General features: G+C 72.9%; 25 protein-coding genes and 1 pseudogene. 11 read left to right on the top strand and 15 right to left on the bottom strand.

Features of this window, described 5'->3' with window-relative positions:
- Nucleotides 1–176 precede the first annotated feature (176 nt).
- Together Ade02nite_RS40510 and Ade02nite_RS40515 are read left to right on the top strand one after the other, a co-directional pair.
- Nucleotides 177–1,058, top strand: a complete 882-nt coding sequence (locus Ade02nite_RS40510; protein ID WP_203775631.1) for a hypothetical protein — start codon at nucleotides 177–179, stop codon at nucleotides 1,056–1,058.
- A gap of 81 nt (nucleotides 1,059–1,139) precedes the next feature.
- Nucleotides 1,140–1,751, top strand: coding sequence for a carboxymuconolactone decarboxylase family protein (locus tag Ade02nite_RS40515; RefSeq protein WP_239169402.1), 612 nt, complete (start codon nucleotides 1,140–1,142; stop codon nucleotides 1,749–1,751).
- A 217-nt stretch (nucleotides 1,752–1,968) separates the two neighbouring features.
- Here the strand turns inward: Ade02nite_RS40515 and Ade02nite_RS40520 are convergent, their stop codons facing one another.
- From Ade02nite_RS40520 to Ade02nite_RS40530, 3 genes are all read right to left on the bottom strand, one after another.
- Nucleotides 1,969–2,331, bottom strand: coding sequence for a VOC family protein (locus Ade02nite_RS40520; protein ID WP_203775639.1), 363 nt, complete (start codon nucleotides 2,329–2,331; stop codon nucleotides 1,969–1,971).
- Nucleotides 2,332–2,365: 34 nt separating this feature from the next.
- On the bottom strand, nucleotides 2,366–3,838 hold the full coding sequence (locus Ade02nite_RS40525) for a GGDEF domain-containing protein (RefSeq protein WP_203775641.1): 1,473 nt from the start codon (nucleotides 3,836–3,838) through the stop codon (nucleotides 2,366–2,368).
- Nucleotides 3,839–3,911: 73 nt separating this feature from the next.
- Nucleotides 3,912–5,081 carry a phosphodiester glycosidase family protein gene (locus tag Ade02nite_RS40530; protein WP_203775643.1) on the bottom strand — a complete coding sequence of 390 codons (1,170 nt, stop codon included), beginning with the start codon at nucleotides 5,079–5,081 and terminating at the stop codon, nucleotides 3,912–3,914.
- A gap of 140 nt (nucleotides 5,082–5,221) precedes the next feature.
- On the opposite strand from Ade02nite_RS40530, the gene Ade02nite_RS40535 reads away from it, so the two are divergent.
- On the top strand, nucleotides 5,222–5,986 hold the full coding sequence (locus Ade02nite_RS40535; protein ID WP_203775645.1) for a PIG-L deacetylase family protein: 765 nt from the start codon (nucleotides 5,222–5,224) through the stop codon (nucleotides 5,984–5,986).
- Here Ade02nite_RS40535 and Ade02nite_RS40540 read toward each other — a convergent pair.
- The 4 genes from Ade02nite_RS40540 to Ade02nite_RS40555 all read right to left on the bottom strand — a co-directional run bounded on the left by Ade02nite_RS40540 (nucleotide 5,983) and on the right by Ade02nite_RS40555 (nucleotide 8,975).
- A complete protein-coding gene (locus Ade02nite_RS40540; RefSeq protein WP_239169403.1) occupies nucleotides 5,983–7,422 on the bottom strand; it encodes a nitroreductase family protein in 1,440 nt (479 codons plus the stop codon). The genes Ade02nite_RS40535 and Ade02nite_RS40540 overlap by 4 nt on opposite strands.
- Nucleotides 7,423–7,501: 79 nt before the next feature.
- On the bottom strand, nucleotides 7,502–8,029 hold the full coding sequence (locus Ade02nite_RS40545; protein ID WP_203775647.1) for a hypothetical protein: 528 nt from the start codon (nucleotides 8,027–8,029) through the stop codon (nucleotides 7,502–7,504).
- 74 nt (nucleotides 8,030–8,103) lie between these two features.
- On the bottom strand, nucleotides 8,104–8,499 hold the full coding sequence (gene sodN, locus Ade02nite_RS40550; protein ID WP_203775649.1) for a superoxide dismutase, Ni: 396 nt from the start codon (nucleotides 8,497–8,499) through the stop codon (nucleotides 8,104–8,106).
- 11 nt (nucleotides 8,500–8,510) lie between these two features.
- The gene (locus Ade02nite_RS40555) at nucleotides 8,511–8,975 is read right to left on the bottom strand and encodes a flavin reductase family protein (protein ID WP_203775651.1); all 465 of its coding nucleotides are present in this window, start codon (nucleotides 8,973–8,975) and stop codon (nucleotides 8,511–8,513) included.
- Nucleotides 8,976–9,072: 97 nt separating this feature from the next.
- Here Ade02nite_RS40555 and Ade02nite_RS40560 point away from each other — a divergent pair, with 97 nt between their 5' ends.
- Complete coding sequence (locus Ade02nite_RS40560; protein ID WP_203775653.1) at nucleotides 9,073–9,264, top strand: HEAT repeat domain-containing protein; 192 nt, start codon at nucleotides 9,073–9,075, stop codon at nucleotides 9,262–9,264.
- A 172-nt stretch (nucleotides 9,265–9,436) separates the two neighbouring features.
- Here Ade02nite_RS40560 and Ade02nite_RS40565 read toward each other — a convergent pair whose 3' ends face one another.
- Entirely contained in the window at nucleotides 9,437–10,438 is a 1,002-nt protein-coding gene (locus Ade02nite_RS40565) for a hypothetical protein (protein ID WP_203775655.1), read from the bottom strand.
- Between the two features lie 101 nt (nucleotides 10,439–10,539).
- Entirely contained in the window at nucleotides 10,540–11,370 is an 831-nt protein-coding gene (locus Ade02nite_RS40570) for a LysR family transcriptional regulator (RefSeq protein WP_203775657.1), read from the bottom strand.
- Between the two features lie 81 nt (nucleotides 11,371–11,451).
- On the opposite strand from Ade02nite_RS40570, the gene Ade02nite_RS40575 reads away from it, so the two are divergent.
- From Ade02nite_RS40575 to Ade02nite_RS40590, 4 genes are all read left to right on the top strand, one after another.
- Nucleotides 11,452–12,177: an SDR family oxidoreductase gene (locus Ade02nite_RS40575; RefSeq protein WP_203775659.1), complete on the top strand. Its 726-nt coding sequence runs from the start codon at nucleotides 11,452–11,454 to the stop codon at nucleotides 12,175–12,177.
- Nucleotides 12,178–12,200: 23 nt separating this feature from the next.
- Nucleotides 12,201–13,346: a zinc-binding dehydrogenase gene (locus Ade02nite_RS40580; protein ID WP_203775661.1), complete on the top strand. Its 1,146-nt coding sequence runs from the start codon at nucleotides 12,201–12,203 to the stop codon at nucleotides 13,344–13,346.
- Between the two features lie 46 nt (nucleotides 13,347–13,392).
- The gene (locus tag Ade02nite_RS40585; RefSeq protein ID WP_203775663.1) at nucleotides 13,393–13,803 is read left to right on the top strand and encodes an RpiB/LacA/LacB family sugar-phosphate isomerase; all 411 of its coding nucleotides are present in this window, start codon (nucleotides 13,393–13,395) and stop codon (nucleotides 13,801–13,803) included.
- A gap of 366 nt (nucleotides 13,804–14,169) precedes the next feature.
- Nucleotides 14,170–14,592 (top strand): sensor histidine kinase, encoded by a 423-nt coding sequence (locus Ade02nite_RS40590; protein WP_203775665.1) that lies wholly within the window; start codon nucleotides 14,170–14,172, stop codon nucleotides 14,590–14,592.
- A 17-nt stretch (nucleotides 14,593–14,609) separates the two neighbouring features.
- Here Ade02nite_RS40590 and Ade02nite_RS40595 read toward each other — a convergent pair whose 3' ends face one another.
- A complete protein-coding gene (locus Ade02nite_RS40595; protein WP_203775667.1) occupies nucleotides 14,610–15,833 on the bottom strand; it encodes a PQQ-dependent sugar dehydrogenase in 1,224 nt (407 codons plus the stop codon).
- Between the two features lie 257 nt (nucleotides 15,834–16,090).
- Between Ade02nite_RS40595 and Ade02nite_RS40600 the strand changes: the two genes are divergently transcribed.
- Nucleotides 16,091–16,588 carry a hypothetical protein gene (locus Ade02nite_RS40600; protein WP_203775669.1) on the top strand — a complete coding sequence of 166 codons (498 nt, stop codon included), beginning with the start codon at nucleotides 16,091–16,093 and terminating at the stop codon, nucleotides 16,586–16,588.
- 69 nt (nucleotides 16,589–16,657) lie between these two features.
- Here Ade02nite_RS40600 and Ade02nite_RS49880 read toward each other — a convergent pair whose 3' ends face one another.
- Nucleotides 16,658–16,912 (bottom strand): Scr1 family TA system antitoxin-like transcriptional regulator, encoded by a 255-nt coding sequence (locus tag Ade02nite_RS49880; RefSeq protein WP_239169404.1) that lies wholly within the window; start codon nucleotides 16,910–16,912, stop codon nucleotides 16,658–16,660.
- Nucleotides 16,913–17,004: 92 nt separating this feature from the next.
- Nucleotides 17,005–17,205: pseudogene (locus Ade02nite_RS50620) on the bottom strand (helix-turn-helix domain-containing protein); the annotation flags it as partial.
- 102 nt (nucleotides 17,206–17,307) lie between these two features.
- On the opposite strand from Ade02nite_RS50620, the gene Ade02nite_RS40610 reads away from it, so the two are divergent.
- Nucleotides 17,308–17,886 carry a dihydrofolate reductase family protein gene (locus Ade02nite_RS40610; RefSeq protein ID WP_203775671.1) on the top strand — a complete coding sequence of 193 codons (579 nt, stop codon included), beginning with the start codon at nucleotides 17,308–17,310 and terminating at the stop codon, nucleotides 17,884–17,886.
- Here Ade02nite_RS40610 and Ade02nite_RS40615 read toward each other — a convergent pair.
- The 3 genes from Ade02nite_RS40615 to Ade02nite_RS40625 all read right to left on the bottom strand — a co-directional run bounded on the left by Ade02nite_RS40615 (nucleotide 17,868) and on the right by Ade02nite_RS40625 (nucleotide 20,835).
- On the bottom strand, nucleotides 17,868–18,581 hold the full coding sequence (locus Ade02nite_RS40615; protein ID WP_203775673.1) for a helix-turn-helix domain-containing protein: 714 nt from the start codon (nucleotides 18,579–18,581) through the stop codon (nucleotides 17,868–17,870). The genes Ade02nite_RS40610 and Ade02nite_RS40615 overlap by 19 nt on opposite strands.
- 6 nt (nucleotides 18,582–18,587) lie before the next feature.
- Nucleotides 18,588–19,880 carry a serine hydrolase domain-containing protein gene (locus Ade02nite_RS40620; protein WP_203775675.1) on the bottom strand — a complete coding sequence of 431 codons (1,293 nt, stop codon included), beginning with the start codon at nucleotides 19,878–19,880 and terminating at the stop codon, nucleotides 18,588–18,590.
- A gap of 94 nt (nucleotides 19,881–19,974) precedes the next feature.
- A complete protein-coding gene (locus Ade02nite_RS40625; protein WP_203775677.1) occupies nucleotides 19,975–20,835 on the bottom strand; it encodes a hypothetical protein in 861 nt (286 codons plus the stop codon).
- A 63-nt stretch (nucleotides 20,836–20,898) separates the two neighbouring features.
- On the opposite strand from Ade02nite_RS40625, the gene Ade02nite_RS40630 reads away from it, so the two are divergent.
- Nucleotides 20,899–21,612, top strand: coding sequence for a hypothetical protein (locus tag Ade02nite_RS40630; RefSeq protein WP_203775679.1), 714 nt, complete (start codon nucleotides 20,899–20,901; stop codon nucleotides 21,610–21,612).
- Nucleotides 21,613–21,618 lie beyond the last annotated feature (6 nt).

The raw sequence follows: 21,618 nt of genomic DNA on the forward strand, positions 1-21,618 counted from the left end.
CGCCGCGCTCTCATCGCGCCGCGCTCTCATCGCGCCGCGCTCTCATCGCGCCGCGCTCTCATCGCGCCGCGCTCTCATCGCGCCGCGCCTTCACCGCGCCCGGCCCCCGTCCGCAGCCTCGGCCGGGCGAAGTAGTTTCCTTGTGGATAGTTTTTCGGATTACTACCGTCGCCGCCATGACGAATCTCGACGAGATCGCCGCCGCCGCGACGGAGCTCAGCCGCGCGGGCCGGTGGCAGCGCGCCCTCAGCCTGCTGGACAGCGTGCCGCCGCCCGAGCGGGAGCGCCTCGCGCTGACCGCCGCCGAGACAGCCCTGGAATGCGACTGGTACACCGGCACCGCCCTGGCCGAGGAGCGGTTGGCGGCCGCGCGGCAGGCCGGCGGCCCGTCCTGGGACCTGGACTTCCTGGTGCTGCGCCACGACTACTTCCGCCAGCTCTCCGGCGACAGCGACAGCGACAGCGACAGCGACAGCGACGACAGCGGCGGCGACGGCAACAGCGACGGCGACAGCGACGACAGCGACGACGACAGCGACGGCGACAGCGGCGGCGACAGCCCCACACCGGTCCGCGGTCCTGACGCCCAGGGCGCCGAAGCCCTGCGGGACCGGGCCGCAAAGCTGGCGGTGTCGGCGGAGGACGAAACCCGGCGCGGCTGGGCCGAGATGTACCGGGGGCTCATCGCCGACAACCTGCTCGGCGCGCGGGAGGCGGCGCCCCGGCACTACGAGGCCGCCCACGCCGCGGGCGAGGCCGGCGACGACCTGTTGCTCTGGGAGGCGCTGCGCCATCTCGGCGACCACGACCGCGACAACGGCGACCTCGCCTCCGCCCGCGACCGCTGGCAGCGGGCCGCCGCTATCGGCGCCCGGGCCGGCCTGGTGCCCCGCACGCTCTCGCAGCAGATGCTGCTCGCCGTGCTGGCCCGCGACGAAGGCGACGAGGCCGGCGCCGCCCGCCTGGCCGCCGAGATCGCCCGCTGGACGCAAGCCATCGGCGCACACCGCCTGCACACCCAGGCCACGTCCTTCCTCGCGGGCGCCGCAGTGGTGTGACGCGTGAATCGAGGAGGCGGCAGTGAGGCGTGACCAAGATCGAGTGTGGACATCGCGGCAGTGACGTGATGATGTGAGGGCGTGCCACACATCGATCTGCCGCCACTGCCCGGAATGGTGGGCCTCCTGGCCGCCTTCCCCGACACCGCTCCCGCCCTCAACGGCCTCGCCGAGGCCCTGCTGCGGGGCCCGTCGCCGCTCACCCCGGGTCAGCGGGAGGCCATCGCCGCCCACGTCTCCCGGCGCAACGAATGCACCTTCTGCGCGGAGACCCACGGCGCGGTCGCCCGCGCACTGGGCGAAGCCGGCGCGCCGCCCACACCAGGCGACGACCCCGCCGGGCACCCCGGGGAGGCCCGCGATGGCATCCATACGCGCGGCCACGCCGGCGCCGGAGACGCCCGCGCTGACGCCACCGCTGAAGACCCCGCCGGTCTCATGGCGGCCCTGTTCGAGCTCGCCGACAAAGTGCGCGTCGGTGGGCGCGAGGTGACCGCCGAGGACGTCGAGCGGGCTCGGAAGGCCGGCGCCGACGACCGCATGGTGCACGACACCGTGTTGATCGCGGCGGCGTTCAGCATGTTCAACCGGTATGTGGACGGGCTGGGCACGCTGACGCCGGGGGAGCCGGCGCACTACGAGCGGCACGCCGGCTTCCTTGCCGCGAACGGCTACCTACGCCCGCCGGTCTGATCAGCGAGGCGGCAGCGGCAGCGTCCCCGCGACCAGGTGGCGGTTGCGGGGCGGCCGCGTCCCCCGCGACCAGGCGGCGGTTGCGGGGCGGCAGCGTCCCCGCGACCAGGCGGCGGTTGCGAGGCGGCCGCGTCCCCCGCGACCAGGCGGCGGTTGCGAGGCGGCCGCGTCCCCCGCGACCGGCTGTCGGTCGCGGGGCATCGGTGTCGCGGGCCGATCAGCGCGGTGGCAGCTCCTGAAGCGCCCAGCTGTTGCCGTCGGGATCCTTGAAGTGGACGAACTTGCCCCACGCCTGGGGGTCGACCTCGGTGCAGTCGACGCCGGCCTCGACCAGGTGCTTGCGGGCCTCGGCGGCGTCGGGGACGACGATCTGGATCTCTTGTGAGCCGGGCACCTTGTCGGTGATGCCCTCGCCTATGCAGATCGAACACGCCGACCCGGGCGGGGTCAGCTGGACGAAGCGCAGGCTCTCATTGACCCTGTGGTCATGGTCGGCGTTGAAGCCGACCCGCGTGTAGAACTCCTTGGCCCGGTCGACGTCGGTCACCGGTACGGGAACGAGCTCGATTTTCCAGTCCATGCCGACACCCTAGGTGGGGGGTACGACAAGTTTCTCAGGCCGCGGTCGGGGCACCGTCCATCTCGAACGACTCCTGCCACACCGCCCAGCGCGTCTGCGGCCCCTGCGCCTTCGCCCGGTACATGGCCAGGTCCGCCCGGTGCACGATCACGTCGTGGGTCAGCTCGCCGGGCGCCGACACGGCGATGCCGATGCTCGCCGCCAGCGGGATCAGCTTGCCGTCGATCACCACGGGCGCCAGGGCGGACGCGATCCGGCCCGCGACGTCGTACGCCTGCTCGGGGAAGTCGAGGCCGGGCAGCACGACCGAGAACTCGTCGCCGCCCAGCCGGCACGGCAAACCCCAGTCGGGCACGCACTCCTCGAGCACCTTGGCGAACTCGACCAGCACCAGGTCACCGGACTTGTGGCCGAGCGTGTCGTTGATGCCCTTGAAGCCGTTCAGATCGATGACCATCACCGCGCTGTGCTTGCCCGTGCGGGCGTCGCGCTCCAGCGCCCGGTGGGACGTGGCGCGGAACGGCACGCGGTTCGCCAGGCCGGTCAGGCCGTCGGTGACCGCGCGCTCGTCGCTCTCCTGCTGCACCAGCGTCTGCCGGGCCAGCACGACCACGCTGATGACCGTGCCGCCCAGCGCCAGGCCGCCCCACGGCCACAGCGAGCCCTCGCGGACCGCCGCCGTGAGCATCAGCCCGTGCGCCACCGCGACCGCCGCGAACGGCATGTAGCGGGCCGCGCGGAAGCGGCGCGGCGACTCGCGGCGCTCGGCCCGGTCGGTGCGGCACTGCTCCACCGCCGCCGCCGCCAGCAGCGCGTCCGCGGTGAGCCAGCAGATGAACAGCCATGGCGAGTTGGTGCCGATCTGCTCGTGGCTGCGCAGGTAGCCGTGCACCGCGTCGCCGGCGAAGAGCACCAGCGCGCCGGCGCCGAGCATGCGCAGCGCCCGCGGCGCCGAGCCCAGCGTGCCGCGCAGCAGCACCCGGGCCACGCTGAACAGCAGCGCCAGGTCCGCGATCGGGTAGACCGCGGCGGGCACGATCACGCTGCCGGAGAAGCCGTGCTGCTCGATGTAGCGGCCGAACGAGAAGTACCAGAGCAGCATGAAGCCGCCGACCAGCACGACCGAGGCGTCCAGGACGGTCTTCCAGCGTTCCCGCCGCGACGTCGCCGGCAGCGGGAAGAGCTGCAACGCCAGCAGCAGCGCGACCACGAAGGCCACGTGCGTCACGTCGTCGACCATCGTGGTGCCGGCGAGCGCCAGCGCCGGCGACACCACCAGCACCAGGAAGCTCAGCGCCACCGCGCGCCACGCCCGGCCGCCTCCGCGGGCGGCCCGGATCGCGGCGACCAGGCCGATCAGCCCGAAGCCGCTGCGGGCGATCTCGGCCACCCGGTCGTAGTGGATGTGGGTGCCGAACAGCGCGCCCACGGACAGGGTGAGCACGACCGCGTACAGCAGGCCCAGGCACAGGTACGCGGCCGGCACGGGTCGCTTCCAGATGCTCATGGTCCCCTCACGGATCCGCCACCACCGACCTGTGGAGGATCGGTGGTGGCGGGGCCGACTTGAGGGATGCGGGTTACTTGTCCCAGACCAGCGCGTCGCCGACCGCGCGCTGCGCCCCGCCGCTCGGGGTGTTCACCAGCGCGCCGCCCGCGACCATCGTCGTGGAGCCGCCGCCGTCGAGGTTCACCGCGTCGCGCAGGCCGAGCGCCTCGGCGACCGCCGCGGTCTCGTCCATGGTCGTGCCCACGCTGGTGGTCATGCGCCCGTCGATGGTGGCGAGCACCAGGTCGCCGTGGCGGTTGGTGCCGGCGATCGTGCGCGGGTTGCGGTCGAAGAAGCTGCCCGTCCCGTCCGGCACGACGATCTCGCCCTGGGCGACGAGCCGGTAGCGGCCGTTCACCGCGTACGTCCCGGGGCGGATCGCGACCCGGCGGCCGCTGTCGTCGCGGACCGTGTGCGAGACGCGCAGGCAGCCGCCGGCCAGCGCGGTCAGCGCGGTGGCCTGGTCGCCGGTGGCCTGCAGCGAGGTCTGCCCGGCGGTCAGCGCCGTGCCGCGGGTGGCGGCGACCCGGACGACACAGCCGCGCTTGTCGAGCACGACCTCGGCGCCGGCGCCGGACGGGGTCCGCGCGCCGAACTCCGGCGTGAACTCGGCGACCGCGGTGGACGGGTCGTTGATCTGCGCGATCGGCAGGGACGCCTTCGTGCGCGGGTTGACGACCGTGCCCTCGTACGACAGCTTGCCCATCACCATCGTGTTGCGGCGCGAATCGATCACCACGTCGGCCTCGGCGGGGTCGGCCGTCGGCTCGCTGAGCAGCTTCCCGCCGTACACCCCGAGACCGACGGGCGTGCCGGGGAACTGCTGGCTGGCGGTGAAGGTGAAGAAGGAGGCGTTGACGCCGGCGACCGCGCCCTCGGCGGCGACCAGGTCGGTGACCGTCTCGGTGCGGGACAGGTCGGGCCCGTACGTCGCCTTGAGGTGCCCCCGCGCCCGGCCCGGGTCGATGGTGAGCACGTTGACCCGCCAGGGGCCCTTCGTGGTCGTGTTGATCTCGCCGCTCGCGGCCGGCTCGGTGCCGCGCACGATGCGGGTGAGCGTCACGCCGCGATCGAGCGTCTGGACCGTGCGCGTCTCGGTCAGCCCGGAGTCACCGAGCGGCAGCGGCGCGGCGGGGACCGTGGGGTGGCCGGCCGGCGCCAGCGTGGCCAGCATCGCGGCCGTAACCAGGGTGTGCATCATGATCGATATCCTCGGCAGCGCACCCGACATCGGCCTGACGAGCCTCTTAATACCAAACGTCCAGATTCCGTACGGGATGACGACCGGCCCGGCAAGCGCCCGGCAAGCCGCCCGCAAGCGCCCGCCGCGACCCTCGACGCATGAGCACTCTCCTGGGCATCTGGGCACACCCCGACGACGAGGCCTACCTTTCCGGCGGCCTCATGGCGCTCGCGGCCGAGCGCGGCGACCGTGTCGTGTGCGTGACCGCCACGCGCGGCGAACGCGGCACGAACGACCCCCAGCGCTGGCCGCCCGAGCGCCTGGCCGCGGAGCGTACCGCCGAACTGGCCCGCAGCCTGCGCATCCTGGGCGTGACCGAGCATCACTGGCTCGGCTATCCCGACGGCGGCTGCCTCGCCGCGCCGGCCGGCGAGGCGATCGCCAAGCTGGCCGCGCTGATCGGCGAGATCCGGCCGGACACGGTGGTCACCTTCGGCCCCGACGGCAACACCGGCCACGCCGACCATCGCACGGTGGCCCGCTGGGCGGCCGCCGCGTTCGCCCGCGCCGCGCCCGGCGCCCGGCTGCTGCGCAGCGCGGTCGGCGCGAGCTGGCACCGCAGGTGGGCGCCGCTGCACGAGGGCCTGAACATCTTCGAGCCCGGCTATCCCGTCGTCGTCCCCGACGAGGCGCTCGCGCTCGGCCTCGTCCTGGACGACCGGACCGCCCGCCGCAAGGTCCGCGCCCTGGCCGCCCAGCGCACCCAGACCGCGGGCCTCCTCGGCGCGATGGGCCTCGACCGGTACACCGAGTGGGTGCGCGAGGAGACCTTCGTCGGGTGGGTCCCGCCGACCGCCGGCCACGAGCCGTGCCCGGCCTGCTGGTGGGACCTCACGACGGCCCGCTGGCAGTGCGCCAGCTAATCCACGAACCGCGGCATCACCGTACGGACCGGCACCGGGTCGCCCGGCGCGCCGCCCGGGCGGGACTGGTATTCGCCGATGCCGACGCAGGTGAACAGCAGCGTGACGAGGCTGTCCGGCTCGTGCAGCAGCGCGGGCACCTCCGAGTCGAGGAACGTCATGCCGGTGGCGGTCGCGCCGGTCGCGTAGGCGGCCAGGTGCAGGCGGCCCTCCACGATGCCCGACGCCAGCTGCGCCTCCCGGTACGAGCGGTCGTTCAGGCCGTCGCCGGGCGTCGCGGCGATGACCACGTACGCCGCCTCGGCCGCGAGGGACTGGCCCAGGCAGACGCGTTCCAGCGCGGCGCGCAGGTCACCGGCCGTCACCGGCGCGCCGAGATCGGGCCACCGGTAGAGCCCCGCCGCCAGGCCGTCGACGCCGTGCGCGACCACCCAGTGCGGCACGTCGATCCCGCGGGTCGCGGCGGCCATGGCCCACTCGAGGTCGGCGCGGGGCACGGTCTTCGTCCGGTCCATGCGGCGCTGCGACCCCCGCCGGCGGATCACCGCGTCCAGCGACTGCCCGCCGGGGCGCGCCGCCGGCACGGGATCGCCCACCGGCCAGGCCGCGCCGAGCACGTTCCGGTCGCCGGCGCGCTGGGCCGCGGTGACCAGCGGGAACTCGACCGGCGGCAGCTCGCCCGCGGTCGCCTTGCCGGCCGGGGTGACCGCCGGGACGCCGTCGCCGAAGGTCAGCAGTGCCACGGGGAACTCGTGCGTGCCGTCGGCGCCCACCAGCTCACCGACCGGCCCGTCGGGAAACAGCGTGCGCAGCCGCGGATCGAGCCCGGCGGCGGCCGAGGTGGCCTCCAGCTGCGCCAGCAACGTGCCCGCGTCCCAGTAGATGTGGCGGAAGCCGCGCTCCGCGTAACGCCAGCCCGTGCGCCACGGCACCCCGGTGACGACCAAGGTCGTGGCGTCGCCCGCGGCTTCCGGGGCCACCTGGACGAGGGCGTGCGCCATCGGGTCGTACCAGTGCACGCCCTCCGGAACGCCGGCCACGCCCTTGGCCGAGACGTAGACCTCCAGCGGGAACCGGGCGCCCGCCGACCCGGAGGCGCGGAAGACCGACCGGCGCCCGTTGCGCTCGGCGGTCCGCACGACGCCCGCACCCAGGAAGAGAATGCGCCCGAGCCCTGCCGCGTCCAGGGCGGTCGCCGGCGCCGCGGCACCGGACAGCACGTCGGTGGCGGCCACCCCGGGATCGGGCAGCTCACGCGGCAACGTGACGGTCGGCAGCCCCGCCGCGTACGTCTTGTAGGGCGGCGGCAGCGTCGCGAGATCGTTCGGGGTCAGGTCGTGCCGCACCCGCGGATCGTCGACGGGCACGTCCCATTCCCGATCGGGCTGGTACGTGGTGAGGCGGTGCAGCAGGCCGGCGCCGGAATCGATATCCACGGCTGTGAGTCTGACACGTCTCAGCTCCCGGCGAAGAGCGCCACGAGCCCTCACGGCGCCCCGGCCCGGTCGCTGACGGTCAGCCCGCCACCGCGATGACGGCCACACCGATCCCCAGCGGTACGTCGAGCGCCATGCACGCCTCCGACAGCGACCGCGGCACCACAGTGTTGCGCGCGAAGTTCACCGTGTCCCAGCCCGCGTGCGCGGCCAGCGCGAGCCCGGCCATCACCCCGCCCGCCGTCTCCGGCACGTACAGCGCGACGACCGCGAAGATCCCGTACCCCACCGCGGCTGCCGCCTGCGCGACCAGCGGGCGCCGCGGCACGCCCACGATGAAGCCGAGGCCCAGCAGCACCACGCCCACGACGGCCAGGGCCACCCACGAGCTGATCTCCATGAACTGCGCGGCGGTGACCACCACGCTGAAGCCCACGACGCCGGCCCAGGCCACCCATCGGCGGGCGAACGCGGCGGCCCCCAGATAGCAGAGTGCCGCGACCAGCACGGCGGTCGAGGCGGTCTCGCGGTCGGCGGCGAAGATCAGGACGAGGACGGCGGCGGCGAAGCCCAGCGCGGCGGGCCACCGGTTGCGGAGCGCGGTCACCCTTCAAGATTCAAGGGCGTTCGCCGTACGCGACAGAGCGCCGCCGCCGTACGTCATGATTGGTGGGAAAGACGTCAGGCCCGCTTGGTCTCCCAGAAGATCTTCGAGATCTCCTCGATCGTGCCGAGGAGGCGCTCGGCGACCTCCGGGTCCGCGGAGCCCTTCGCGCCGCTCGCGCCCGCCAGCTTGGTGGCCTCGTTGAAGAGCCCGTGCAGCTGCGGGTACTTCTCGAAGTGCGGCGCCTTGAAGTAGTCGGTCCACAGCACCCACAGGTGGTGCTTGACCATCTCGGCCCGCTGCTCCTTGATGATCAGCGCACGCGTGCGGAACTCCGGGTCCTCGTTCGCCTGGTACTTCTCCGCGATCGCCTTGACCGACTCCGCCTCGATGCGGGCCTGCGCCGGGTCGTAGACGCCGCAGGGCAGGTCGCAGTGCGCGCTCACGACAGTGCGCGGCTGGAAGAAACGCATCAACACTCTCCTCAGTTCCCGATGAATTCCCGGTCGTGGTAGACGAGCCGGCCGCCGCCGGGCCCGAGGAACACCTCGTGCACCGCCGCGACGACAACGGTCGAATCCCCGACCGGCAGGCGGTGCAACGGTGCCGCCCGCAGCGAGGCGAGCGCGTGCCTCAGCACCGGCTCACCCGTCGGCAGGAAAGCCCACCCCTGCTCCTCGGTGAACCGCGGCCCGCCGCTGCTCGCGAAGTGCCGGGCCACCTCGGCGCTCGCCGGCCCCAGCAGATTGACCACGAAGCTCTCGGCGGCCAACACCGCCCGGGCCGACCGCGTCCCCATGGCCGAGAACGACAGCGCCGGCGGCTCCACCGACACGGAAGCCACACTGGAGGCCGTCAACCCGACCGGCCCGTCCGGCCCCACAGCGGAGATGACCGCCACCCCGGTCGGATAGCGCCGGAAGGCCGCCTTGAACTGCTCCGCGATCACTGTGTTTCCCTCGTCTCCGAACCACCGCCACGAAGACCCTAAAACCTGAAGTTAAGTTGAAGTCAACGCCCCTTGATCAACTCTTCTCGCCGTCGCCGTGCTGATCCCCCTGCTCACCGACGAGGACGTGCAGCTACACGCCATCTCGGCGCTACGCCGGCTGCGAGCCGCGGAAGCCCGCCCCGCCCTGGAGGCCCTGCTGACCGACCACCACGGCCCCGTCCGCCGCCGGGCGCGGGCAGCCCTCGACCGCCTGCGGATGTCTCCCGGCCAGGGCGATGAACGCTAGGCGATCAGATCTATGACGACGGCGAGGAGTGGGGCGACGGGTTGACCTCCCCATCGCGTAACCGGATTCACCGTGCGTTGCGGGTTCCACGGGAGAAGGGATGTCCTTCTGCCGGCTCCGCAGGCCAGCGGGACGGCCGCGTCCGGGTGGCGGCCGTCCCCCTGGGCGGGTGTTATAGCTTGGCCGGGAGGGCGGCGCCCGCCACCGAGCCGTTCGGGCTGTCCGGCAGGCCGGTGAACAGGAACTCGAGGATGCGCACCTTCGGCTCGGCCTGCCAGCGGCGGAGCGTGGTGGCCTGTGCCTCGGTCGGTGCGAAGGGCAGCGTGGTCCACTGGTCGGCGAGGGCCTCGTGCTTGCCGGTCCGGTGTGCGTCGAGCATCGCGGTGACGAAGCGCTTCCAGGGCTCCTCGGCGATCCGCCGGCCCTTTCCGTAGTCGTCGCGGGCCTTTCGCACGCGGGCCAGGTCGGCCTGGAACCTGTCCTCCGGCCGCTTGCCGTCATGGGTGAGGTACAGCCCCTCGTCGCCCTCCGTCCCGGCCCACCAGTGCACCGAGTAGACCGCCTGGTAGGACTGGTAGAGGTAGCGGCGGCCGTCGGGGTGGATCTCCAGCAGGAACGAGTGGTCGGTGACGAGCGTGCAGTCGAGCAGCAGCACCTGACCGGCGCCGGGCACCTTGGTCAGCACCGCGTGCAGCCGGTCGACGTCGTCCTGGCCGTAGTAGACGTCCTTCCTGGCCAGTTGCTTGTCGAGCGTCTCTTCCGTCGGGTCGATCGCGTGCAGGATCGCCCCGGACGTCTTGCCGCAGTTGCGCAGCGCGAGCGTCTCCCTGAGGGCCTTGGCCGGCGCGCCGTCGCGCACCTTCAGCATGCTCACCACGGCCTCGGGCTTCTCGACCGGCCGGCCGGAGGACACGGGCCGCTCCGCCCGGCGGGCCTGATCGGCTCGCTGCGCCCGCTGGGCAGCACGCACCGCGTCGGTGAGGTAGGCGAAGGTGTGCTTCTCCGCGTCCTCGATCCACTCGGCCAGGACCCAGTACGGCATGTCCTCCAGGGCCGGGTCGTAGAGGGCGACCTCGGCCACCTCGTCGGCGAACTTCTTCAGCACCGTCTCGTCGTCGGCCGGAATCCGGCCGTCGGGCGGGAACTCGCCGGCCTTGCGCTCGATGATCAGCATGGTGGGACCGCTCCTTCGTCGTCGGCGATCGCGGCGGGTGTGCCGCGGTTGCCGGAAGGACGGGCCGGGAGGCCGTGCCGATACGGTCCGGTACCCGACCGTCAGAGGCGGGTCGCCGTGCGGATCAGGGCCGCCAGCGCCCGCGAGCGGCTGTGCGGCGGCCAGGCGATCACCGTGGTCACCCGGGGCGCGTCGGGCACGGGGACGGTGCGCAGGTCGTACGGCAGCAGCGATCGGCACGACTCGGGCAGGACCGCGATGGCCCGGTCGAGCGCGATCAGCTGGAGGAGCTGGGCGTTGTCGCGCACCTCGGGGCCGGGGCCGGGCGGATAGGTGCCGTCGCGGCCGGGCCAGCGGGGCATGGGCAGGCCGGCCAGCTCGGTCATGCTCACCGACGTGCGGCCGCTCAGCGGGTGGCCGGCCGGCACGATCAGCAGCTGCCCCTCGGTGGACAGCTCCTCGGTGTCGAAGCCGACCGTCGAGTCGAAGGGCAGGTGCAGCAGGGCCACGTCGGCTCGCCCGTCGCGCAGGTGTCTCTCCTGTTCCGCGACGCCGCACAGGATGACGTCGACGGGCACCGCGCCGGGCTCGGCGGCGTACGCGTCCAGCAGTTTGGGGAGCAGCTCGCTGGACGCGCCCGCCTTGGTGACCAGGACCAGATTGGACGTGCCCGTGGCGGCGCGGCGGGTGCGGCGTTCGGCCGCTTCCAGGGCGTCGAGCGCGGCCCGGCCCTCGCGCAGCAGCACGGCTCCGGCCTCGGTCAAGGCGACAGACCTGCTGGTACGGGTGAACAGCTCCACGCCGAGCCGGCGCTCGAGCTGCCCGATCGCGCGGGACAGCGGCGGCTGGGCGATGCCGAGGCGGTCGGCGGCGCGGCCGAAGTGCAACTCCTCGGCGACGGTCACGAAGTAGCGCAGCTCGCGGGCCTCCATGGCGCAAACGATACCCGCAAGGTATTGAACGGCACCCGATCGGTGTTGGTCGGCGAGGCCGCCGCGCCCAGGATCGAGGGCATGAGTGAGAGCAGGATTGCGCTGGTCACCGGCGCCAACAAGGGCATCGGGTACGAGATCGCGGCGGGCCTCGCCGCGCGGGGTTTCAGCGTCGGCGTGGGAGCGCGCGACGACGGGCGGCGCGATGCCGCGGTGGCGAAGCTGCGTGCCGGCGGGGCGGACGCTTTCGGCGTACCGCTGGATGTGACGGACGACGAAAGCGTGCGGGGCGCCGCGGCCCTGATCGAGACGGAGCGTGGCCGTCTCGACGTGCTTGTCAACAACGCGGCCATCACGGGCGGCTGGCACCAGGCGCCCTGCGAGACGGACCTGGCGATCGTGCGCGAGGTCGTCGAGACGAACGTGCTCGGCGTCATGCGGGTCACCGACGCGATGCTGCCGCTGCTGCGGCGCTCGCCGTCGGGGCGGATCGTCAACATGTCGAGCGAGGTGGGCTCGCTGACCCGGCAGATCGACCCGGCGATCGATTCCGGGCCGGCGTCGATGGCGTACGCCCCGTCCAAGTCGTTCCTCAACGCGATCACCATCCAGTACGCCAAGGCGCTGCGCGACAGCGGCATCGCCGTGAACGCCGTGAACCCGGGGTTCGTCGCGACCGATCTGAACGGGCACCGCGGGCACCTCACGCCCGAGCAGGGCGCCGCCGTGGCGATCCGGCTCGCGACCCAGCCGGATGGCTGGCCGACCGGTGGCTTCTTCGAGGACGCCGGGGTGGTGCCGTGGTGATCTGATGCCCGACGATGGAGCGCATGAGAGCGGTCCTCGTGCACGACGGCGTCCTGGCAGTGGCCGACGTCCCGCAGCCCGCACCCGGGCCGGGGCAGATCAGGCTGCGCGTCACCCGGGCCGGCATCTGCGGCTCCGACCTGCACGTGCGCCTCGATCCGGACGCGAGCGCCGACGTCGCGGCCGAGGTGGGGTACGCCGATTTCATGCGCTCCAAGGAGCGGGTCGTGATGGGCCACGAGTTCACCGGCGTGGTGGACGCCTACGGGCCCGGCTGCCGGCGCCGGTGGCGTCCCGGTCAGGCGGTCGTGGCGCTGCCGCTGATCCGGCACGGCGGCGACGTCCACATGATCGGTCTGTCGGCCAAGGCCCCCGGGGCGTACGCGGAATACATGCTCGTCGCCGAGGACGCCACCATGCCGGTGCCGGACGGCCTGCCCACGGACCTCGCCGCGCTCACCGAACCGTTGGCCGTCGCCTGGCACGCGGTCGCGCGCGGCGAGGTGACGCGCCGGGACCCCGCGGTGGTCGTCGGCTGCGGCCCGATCGGTCTCGCCGTCATCGTCGTGCTCAAGGCCCTGGGGGTACGCCACGTCGTGGCGAGCGACTACTCGGCGGGTCGCCGCGAGCTCGCCTGGGCGTGCGGGGCGGACGTGGTGGTCGACCCGGCCGTGGAGTCGCCGTGGGCCCAGCTCGGCGACGGCCCGGTCACGTCGGCTCCCGCGCTCTACGGCAGCGGCCTCGACGCGCTGCACGCGCTGCGGAGCGTGCCCGGCCTGCCCTGGTGGTCCGTCGTCGGCGCGGCCCAGCGGCTCGGCGCCGGCCCGCGCGGCGCCGTGGTCTTCGAGTGTGTCGGCGTGCCCGGCGTCATCGACGACATCGTGACGCACGCGCCGTTCCGCTCCCGGGTGGTGGTCGTCGGCGTCTGCATGCAGCCGGACACGTTCCGCCCCACGCTGGCCAGCAACAAGGAGATCGACCTGCGGTTCTCGTTCTGCTACGACCCCGCCGAGTTCCACCGCACGCTGCACCTGGTCGCCCGCCGCAGGCTCGACCCGCGCCCGCTGCTCACCGGCGTGGTCGGCCTCGACGGCGTGCCCGTGGCCTTCGACGAGCTCACCCGGGCCGGCCGGCACGCGAAGATTCTCGTCGACCCGTGGCGGGCATAGCCCGGCGGTCATGCGCGTGGCTTCGGCAGCGACATAGGCTCGTTCCATGCGGGTGGCTTTCGGCGCTGACGACGAGAACGAGACGACCCGGGCGGTGGTGCGGTCCCTGACCGACGCCGGCCACGAGGTGGTGCGGCCGTCGTTCGGCACGTGGCCCGAGCTGGGCCGCGCCGTCGGCGAGGCGGTCACCGGCGGCCGCGCCGACTACGGCGTGGTCATGTGCTGGACCGGCACGGGCACGGCCATCGCCGCCAACAAGGTCCCCGGCGTGCGCGCCGCCCTCGCCTGGGAGCCGTGGATCGCCCGCGGCGCCCGCCTCTGGAATGACGCGAACGTGCTGGCCATGAGCCTGAAGAGGCTGGCGCCGGACGTGGCGGTCGAGGTGGTGCAGGCGTTCCTCGCCGAGCCGGAGCCCGACCCCGACGAGGCCGAGAACATCAAGGCCTTGGGGAGTTAACACCACCACGGGCCGGGGGTGCACGGGATGGAGCGGCCGCCGCGCCCGTGGCTCTCGTCCACGGCAACCCGCTCATCGCCTGGCGCCTCGCCGCCGTCGCCACGCTCGTGACCGCGCCCGCCGAGGTCGCGCCGCACGGTCTCACGTGGCCGTGGCACCCCGCACAACTGCTGGTCCTGCCCGCAACGGTCCTGGCCGTGGCGCTGCGGCACCGCCCGGCCGTGGCCGCCTGGGTGGCCGTGCTGACCTGCGCGGCGATGCTGGCCAGGGTGCCGTCCCAGGACGCGGCCACCGTCGTCGTGGCGGTCACGCTCGTCGCGGTGACGGGCGTGCCTGGTCGACCGCGCCACGGCCGCCGGCCTCACCGTGCGGGCCACCCTCGACCCGGCGGCCGAGAACCTGCCCGTCCCGGCCGCGTCCGCCCTCACCGTCAACCGGGTCGTCCAGGAGGCCCTGTCGAACGCCGCACGGCACGCCCCCGGCAGCACGGTCCACGTCGAGGTGACGCCGGCCGGCGGCGCCTTGCACGTCCGCGTACGCAACACCGCCGCGACCCGCCCCGCGCGGCCCGACCCGAACCGCGGCGCCGCCGCCCACAACGGCCTGACCGGCATGCGGCAGCGCGTCACCGCGATCGGCGGCACCCTGCGAACCGGCCCGGCGGGCGACGGCGGCTTCGAGGTGAACGCGGTCGTGCCCCTCACGCGGGACACTGCGCCGAGGCGCGATCGATCAAGATGGCTCGATGAACGCACACGGGGGAGTCACGATCGCGCCGGCCGGCGCTGACGCACGAACCCGCCGGCTCAGCCGTTCGCCGGGGCGACGCGCTCGAAGCGGACCTTGCTCAGGAAACCCGGGAGGTCGCTGAGCACGTAGAGCTCGCCCTGCGCGTCGGCGGCGAAAGCGGTCGGCTGGGTGGGGAACCTGCCGATCGTGGCGGACTCGTAGCCGCCGGTGGACTTGGGGCGCACGGCGAAGGCGAGGGTCGAGCAGTAGTCGCTCGCGATGTAGGTGCCCCACGCCTCGGGCGTCCGGGACCCCCGGTACACCACGCCGCCGGTCACCGAGCAGCTCTCGGTCATGAAGTGCTCGTACTCGAAGACCGGGTCGACGTAGCGCACGCCCGCCTTGCACTGCGCCGGGTCGAAGATCGGGGTGCCCTCCTTACACGACCAGCCGAGGTTCGACCCGCCCTGCCACGGCCGGATGTGGTCGACCTCCTCGACCAGGCCCTGGCCGACGTCACCGATCCACAGCGAGTTGTCGACGTCGACCGAGAACCGCCACGGGTTGCGCAGCCCGTACAGCCAGATCTCCGGCCGGGCGCCCGGCGTGCGCACGAACGGGTTGCCGGCGGGCACGCAGTAGGGCTTCGCCCCGCAGGCCCGGTTCACGTCGATCCGCACGATCTTGCCGAGCAGGGTGCCGAGATCCTGGCCGGCCTTGAACGGATCGTTGGCGTGGCCGCCGTCGCCGGTGGACCAATAGAGGTAGCCGTCCCGCCCGAACGCCACCTGCCCGCCGTTGTGGTTGCCGTACTCCGCGTGGTCCTGGGTGAGCAGCACCTGAAGCCGCTCGGGCGCGTTGAGCGGCACACGCGCCAGGGTCAGCGCCCCGGCCGGCAGGCTCGTGTAGGCCACATAGAGCATCCCGCTCCGCGCGAAGTTCGGCGCGGGCGTGATGCCGAGCAGCCCACGCTCGTTGTCCGACGTGTCGACCAGCGCCGACAGATCGAGCACCGGCTCGGCCGCCAGCCCGGTGTCGGGGTGGTAGGCGCGGACGGTGCCGGCCTTCTCCGCGATCAGCATCCGGCCGTCCGCCAGCCCGGTGATCGCGACGGGCCGCTGCAAGCCGAAGGCCACCTGCTCGGACACGACGGTCAGCTCAGTCAGCGGCACCGCCCGCACGCGTGCGGCGTCGGCCGCGGGGGCACCGGCAGCCGACGCCGAGGTCAGCAGGGAGGCGGACAGAACCAGAGTGAGCAGACCGGCCGGCATGGTGACCGGCCGCCAACGCCTACGCGACATGCTTCAGCTCCTCGGCGGAGTGGGGGATGCAGTCTGGGAGCGCTCCCACAATACATTGATGTATGGCGATATCAAAGAGGCGTTTACTCGGTCGTTGTCGTCCCAGATGGATCCGCCCAGTCCGGAACGAGTCCGAACGGCCCGGATGCGCCCGGCGCGGCTAGCGTCAGCGAGACCGCGAGGCCGATGCGCGGCGTCGCCCCGCCGCGTCACCTACTGCCCGCCGGTCACATCCGTCTGTCCTTCACGGAGGAAGCATGTTCAGATCAACTTTGACCCGGCGAGTCGGCTCGGTCGTCGCGGCGGCCGTCGTGGCTTCGCTGCTGTCGACCGGTGTCGCCGGGGCGGCGCCCGCCCCCACGCGGTTCTGCTCCGTTCTTCTCGGGTCGGAGAAGGACGCGGCCGGACAGTCGGTCGTCCTGGCCGAGAAGTGCTCGACGAGCCGGGCGATCGCGGCCGCGGTGGTGCCGGCGGCGAGCACCAAGCTGATGACCTGGTATGCGGATGCCGGCTGGAAGGGCACATCGGCGGACATCTACGGATCGGCCGGCACCTGCGACAGCGAGGGCTACAGCTACACCCCGAACTATGTGTGGCAGCTCCAGATGTCATCCATCAAGGGCTATGGGAACTGCAACCGGGTGTGGCTCCAGGACCACGGCGGCAGCAACGGGATCTACGCTCTGCCGTTCAGCTTCGGCGCTACCCGGTACAACGACGACGTGGCCTGGCTCAACGTCTACCACCAGTCCTGAGCGCACCCATCCGTTGTCTGCCGGCCCGCTTCTCGCCATCTCGGCGTCGGCCTTCGCGGCTGGGAGTGCCTACCGGTAACGGCCGAGGGCGGTCTCGATGAGGTCGATCGTCTGCCGGTTGCCGAGGCACCGCTCGGTGAGCCGGGCGAAGCGGTCACGGCAGCGGGCGACCTCGGCCGGGCGCTTCTCGAAGTGGTGGGTGCCCCGATACTGCTCGACGTAGACGATGTCGAGGTCGGGGGCGTCGCGGAACTCCAGGATCGCCATGGACGCGCCCAGGAGGGGGTGGACGCCGCCGTCGTACGGAAAGACTCGCAGGTCCACGTTCGGGCGAGCTGCATCAGCGAGTCGCGGTAGTCGTGGTCGTCGATGCCGTACAGGGCAAGCAGGTCTTTGACGTCCCGCGGCGTGACCGTGACCCGGGCGGCCTCGATGCGGGTCACCTTGGCCGCATGCCACTCGAACTCGCGGGACACCTGCTCCTGGGTCATGCCGGCGGCTTCGCGGCAACGTTTGAGCTCCGCGCCGAGACGGCGGCGCCGGAGTGTCGGTCCCTCTTCGGCAGACACCAGAGCTCCTCGCGGTGAACGGCGAACGGCGGGGCGGCTCCTCGACATCCTGCCAGGCGTGGGCAACGCTGTCGGTTCCGTCCAAGACGGGAGTGGGGGCGCGGTCTAGCGTGTACCCCGACAGCGACCGTGCATGAGGGAGACAGCGCAATGCGTGATGTGGTCTGGACCGGTTTCATGTCGCTCGACGGTGTCGTCGACTCGCCCGGCGGTGGGCCGGGGGAAGAGCACCGCAGCGGCGGCTGGGTGTTCAAGGATCTCGAGTTCGTCCCGGAGGCGTGGTCGATCAAGGGGGAGGAGCTGGCCGAGACGTCGGCGCTGATGTTCGGGCGGCGCAGCTACGAGGCGTTCGCGGCGACCTGGCCCGGGTCGGCCGATCACGCCGATTACAAGGAGCTGCCCAAGTACGTCGTGTCGAGCACGCTGTCCGAGGACGCGCTCGTGGACGGGTGGGGGCCGACGACGATTCTGCGCTCGACCGAGGACGTCGCCGCGCTCAAGCAGCAGGACGGCGGTGCGATCTTCATTCACGGCAGTGCGGAGCTGGCCCGGCGGCTGTCCGACGCGGGCCTGATCGACCGGTATCACCTGCTCGTCTTCCCGGTGCTGCTCGGCGCCGGAAAGAGCATGTTCGGGCGGGCCGACCGGGACAAGCACATGCTGACGTTGCGCGACACCGAGAGCTACCCGAACGGGATCCTGAAGCTGATCTACGACGTGAAGCGCTGATCCAGCGCGAGGGCTATCGCGCCGCCGGTGCCCTCGCGCAGCTGCCCGGCCGTGCGGCCGACGTAGGTGCGCAGCGCTCGGGCCAGGTGCGGCTCGTCGAAGTAGCCGAGCTTGGCCACGACGCCGGCGGCCGGGTCGCCGGCGGCCAGCAGCTCCGCGGCCGTGCGGGCCCGTTCGATCTGCCGTACAGCGCCGCGCGTCAGGCCCGTCGCGGCGCGAAAGCGGCGTTCGACGGTGCGTTCCGAGACGGCCGGGCGGTGGCCGCGCAGCACGTCGGCGACGAGCGGGTCACGCACCACCGCCCCGGCGCGGACGAGGCGGTCGACCAGCGCCTCGGCGTCGTCGGGGCCGGGTGTCTCCCAGCGCGCGCCGTCCAGCCGGAACGTGCGGCGCGTCGTGCCGGGCAACTCGATGCCGCTGTCGACCAGGGCCGCCGTGGGCACCCCGCGCAACCAGGTGCCCACGGCGAACTCGATGCCCGTGAAGGTGGCGCCGTCCGGCACGGGTGCGGTGCCGGACCGGGTCTCGGGGCCGGTGATGGTCGCGTACGACCGGCCGGCCTGCTCCCAGAACACCAGGCCCCAGCGCGTCCACGCGACGGACGTCATCGTGGTGACCTGATCACTCTCGGACGTCCACACCGTGTCGACCCACGGCGAGTCGGACCGGCGGCGCGTCACGAACCGCAGCCCCATCGCGGTCTACCGCGGACCCGCGGCGGCGGAGGCCAGGCGCTGGAACTCCTCCGATGCCCCGTTGAAGATGAAGTCGACGGTCTGGGTCAGCGCGATCCCGATCAGGTCACGGTGCGGGTCGGTGAACCAGGTGGTGCCGTATCCGCCCTCCCAGCCGTAGCGGCCGGGCCCCGAGATGTCGTCCGGCCGGACGGTGACAGCCATGCCGTACCCCCAGCCGCGCCCGGCCGCCGGGAAGATGCCGGCCTCGGCGAGCTGCTGCGGCGTGAGGTGGTTGGTGGTCATCCGCCGCACCGACTCGGCCGACAGCAGGCGCCGGCCGTGGTGCACGCCGCCGTTGAGCAGGAACCGGGTGAACGCCAGGTAGTCGTCGACGGTCGAGGCGAGCCCGGCGGCGCCGGACGGGAACGCGGGCGGCCGGGTCCACTCGCTCGGCGGGGAACCGGGCTGCGGGCGCAGCTCCCCGGTCTCGGGATCCGCCATGTAGAGGCCGGGCAGCCGCGCGGCGTCGCCGCGCGACAGGGTGAACCCGGTGGTCCGCATGCCCAGCGGCCGGAACACGCGCCTGCGGAGGAATTCCCCGAGCGGTACGCCGGCAGCCCGCGCGATCAGCACGCCGAGCACCAGCGAGCCGGTGTTGTACTGCCACCGTTGGCCGGGCTGGTACATCAGCGGCAGCGTGCCGAAGCGCCGGATCCACTCGTCCGGGTCGAGCGGCGTACGCGGGTCGGGCTGGTCCATCGCCAGTTGCAGGGCGGTGGCGGTGGTGATGATCGGGTACGGCGGCTGGAAGCTGGGCTCGAAGATGATGCCGTGCCCCATCCGGAACGTCAGCAGGTCCTCCACCGTGATCGGGCGCTCCGCGGGCACCGTCTGGTCGAGCGGCGCGTCGATCCGGGTGAGCACCCGGCGCCCGGCCAGCTCCGGCAGCAGCCGGTCGACCGGCTCGTCCAGCGCCAGGCGGCCGTCCTCGACCAGCATCATGGTGGCCGCCGCGATGACCGGCTTGGTCAGCGAGGCGATCCGGAACGGCGTACCGCGGCGCATGGGGTCGTCACCGCCCAGCGTCAGCGTGCCGATGGTGTCGACGTGCAGCCGCCCCCGGTGTGCGACGACGTAGACCATGCCCACCAGCTCGCCGCGCGCCACCCGGGCCGCCATCGCGTCGTGCAGCCGGGCGAGCCCGGCCCGCCACGTCCCACCGGTCCCGGCCGACGCCGGACCGCCCGCCGCGAATCCGCCCGCCAGCGCCGAGGTGCCGATCGCCGTGGCACCGGTCAACAGTGTTCGCCTGTGCATGTCATCCCCTCCATGGGTCGGATACCAGGAGAGACCGGGCCGGGCGCGTGAACTCATCGGTCGCCGGGCAGAAGATCGAGGAGGCGGCCCGCGCTCAGCCGTGGCGGTGGTGGCGCTTGACGAACGTGTAGCCCGGGGCCAGCTCGCCCGCGCCGATCTGTTCCTCCTCGACGGCCTGCTCGTGGGCGGACAGCTGCCGCTCCGAGGGGTGCGCGCCGGGCGGCAGGCGGCGGACGAAACCTCGTACCCAATGGTCTCGCCTGTCGCCGTGCTCGCCGTCGCCGTCGCCCTCGCCGGGGAAGTCGGCCGGCTCGACCAGGGGCGCGTAGAAGAGCATGTCGGCGACCCTCTCGCCGTCGGCCGGGGGATAGGACGGGTAGCCGGACGAGTCGACGCTGCCCTCGACGCGGGTCAGGAACCCCTCGCGGATCAGCTGGTCGACGGCGTTGCGCAGCAGGAAGGCGGCCTTCGCACCCCGGCCCAGGTTGACGCGGTCCTCGGGGATCACGGCGCTGCCGTCGTCAAAGACACGACCCTGACGCCGTACGGCGTTGAGCACCTGACCGCGGTTGGACTTGCCCGGGTCGAACTCGCGGGTCACGACCTTCGGATCGTACTCGTGGAAGTAGTCGACCCCGTCCACCCGCATCGGCTCGTCCAGCGCCGCGGTGCGCACGACCACCGCGTCCTTCGCCGCCTGCCACGTGACCGTGACGAGCACCCCCGGCCGCACGTCCGGCGGCCAGACGATGTCCGTGAACTCCCACTCGACGTCCTGCCGCAGCGTCGACGCGAACTCCGCCCGGATCGGCGTCACGCCGTGCTGCCGGTGCTCGAGCACCACCGTGACCTGCTCGCGCTCCGCCAGCTGCCGCACACACTCCTCCGGCGCCGCGCAGACCGACCCTTCGATGTCCGCACGCCACAGCGCGAACCGCCGCGTCGCCGTCCTCATGCCGCCCTACCTTCCGTACGCCCTGGCGCGCCCAACATACCCGCACCCAGGCACAATGCCCCGGTGGAACCCCTCACGTTGCTCTGGCTGGCCCGCCGCTACCTGACAGAGCGGGCCGAGGAGCTGTGGCGGGAGTACGACGAGGCAGGCCGGCGCGGAACTCCCCGCTATACGCTCGCCTCGGACATCCGCACCGAGATCGAGCGCCTCGACCCGGACCACCTCCCGAGCCTCGGGACAGTCGCCGCCAGTCTCGTGGACGCGGCGGCGAAGGCGGGCGAGAACCCCAGGACCTTCGCCGCGAAGGTGCACGAGTGGCTCTCCCAGCCGCAGCTGACCACCGATCCCCTTCCGTACCGGCGCGTGCTCACTCCGGCGGAGTCCCGGGATTGGCGCGCGGAGGTGCAGCGCCGCTGGGGTGTGAGCCGCGACGGCTGCTGGCATCCCATGCTCACCCCCGACGTGCCGGCGGACGTGCTCGTCCTCGACGAGTCGATGTGGGACGGCGAGGGCGCCGCCGAGGTGCGCCGCCTCCTGCGCGACATGGGCCGCACCCGCGTCATCGAGCTGCGCGAGTACGGCGCCGATTACCTCCTCGACCTCGACGACTTCACCCCCGCCTACACGGGCGCCGAGGGCGTCTGGACCGATGCCCACCACGACTGGCTCGTCTACGCCTCCCACGAGTGGAGCGTCGCCTTCGGCGGCGTGCTGGCCGACCGCCTCCGCTGCCGGCCCGGCGCGGCCATCTGCCAGTGGCGGTTCTGGACCCCGTAGAGCGAG

The organism is Paractinoplanes deccanensis (genome assembly GCF_016862115.1).
In the GTDB taxonomy this organism is placed as follows: Bacteria; Actinomycetota; Actinomycetes; order Mycobacteriales; family Micromonosporaceae; genus Actinoplanes; species Actinoplanes deccanensis.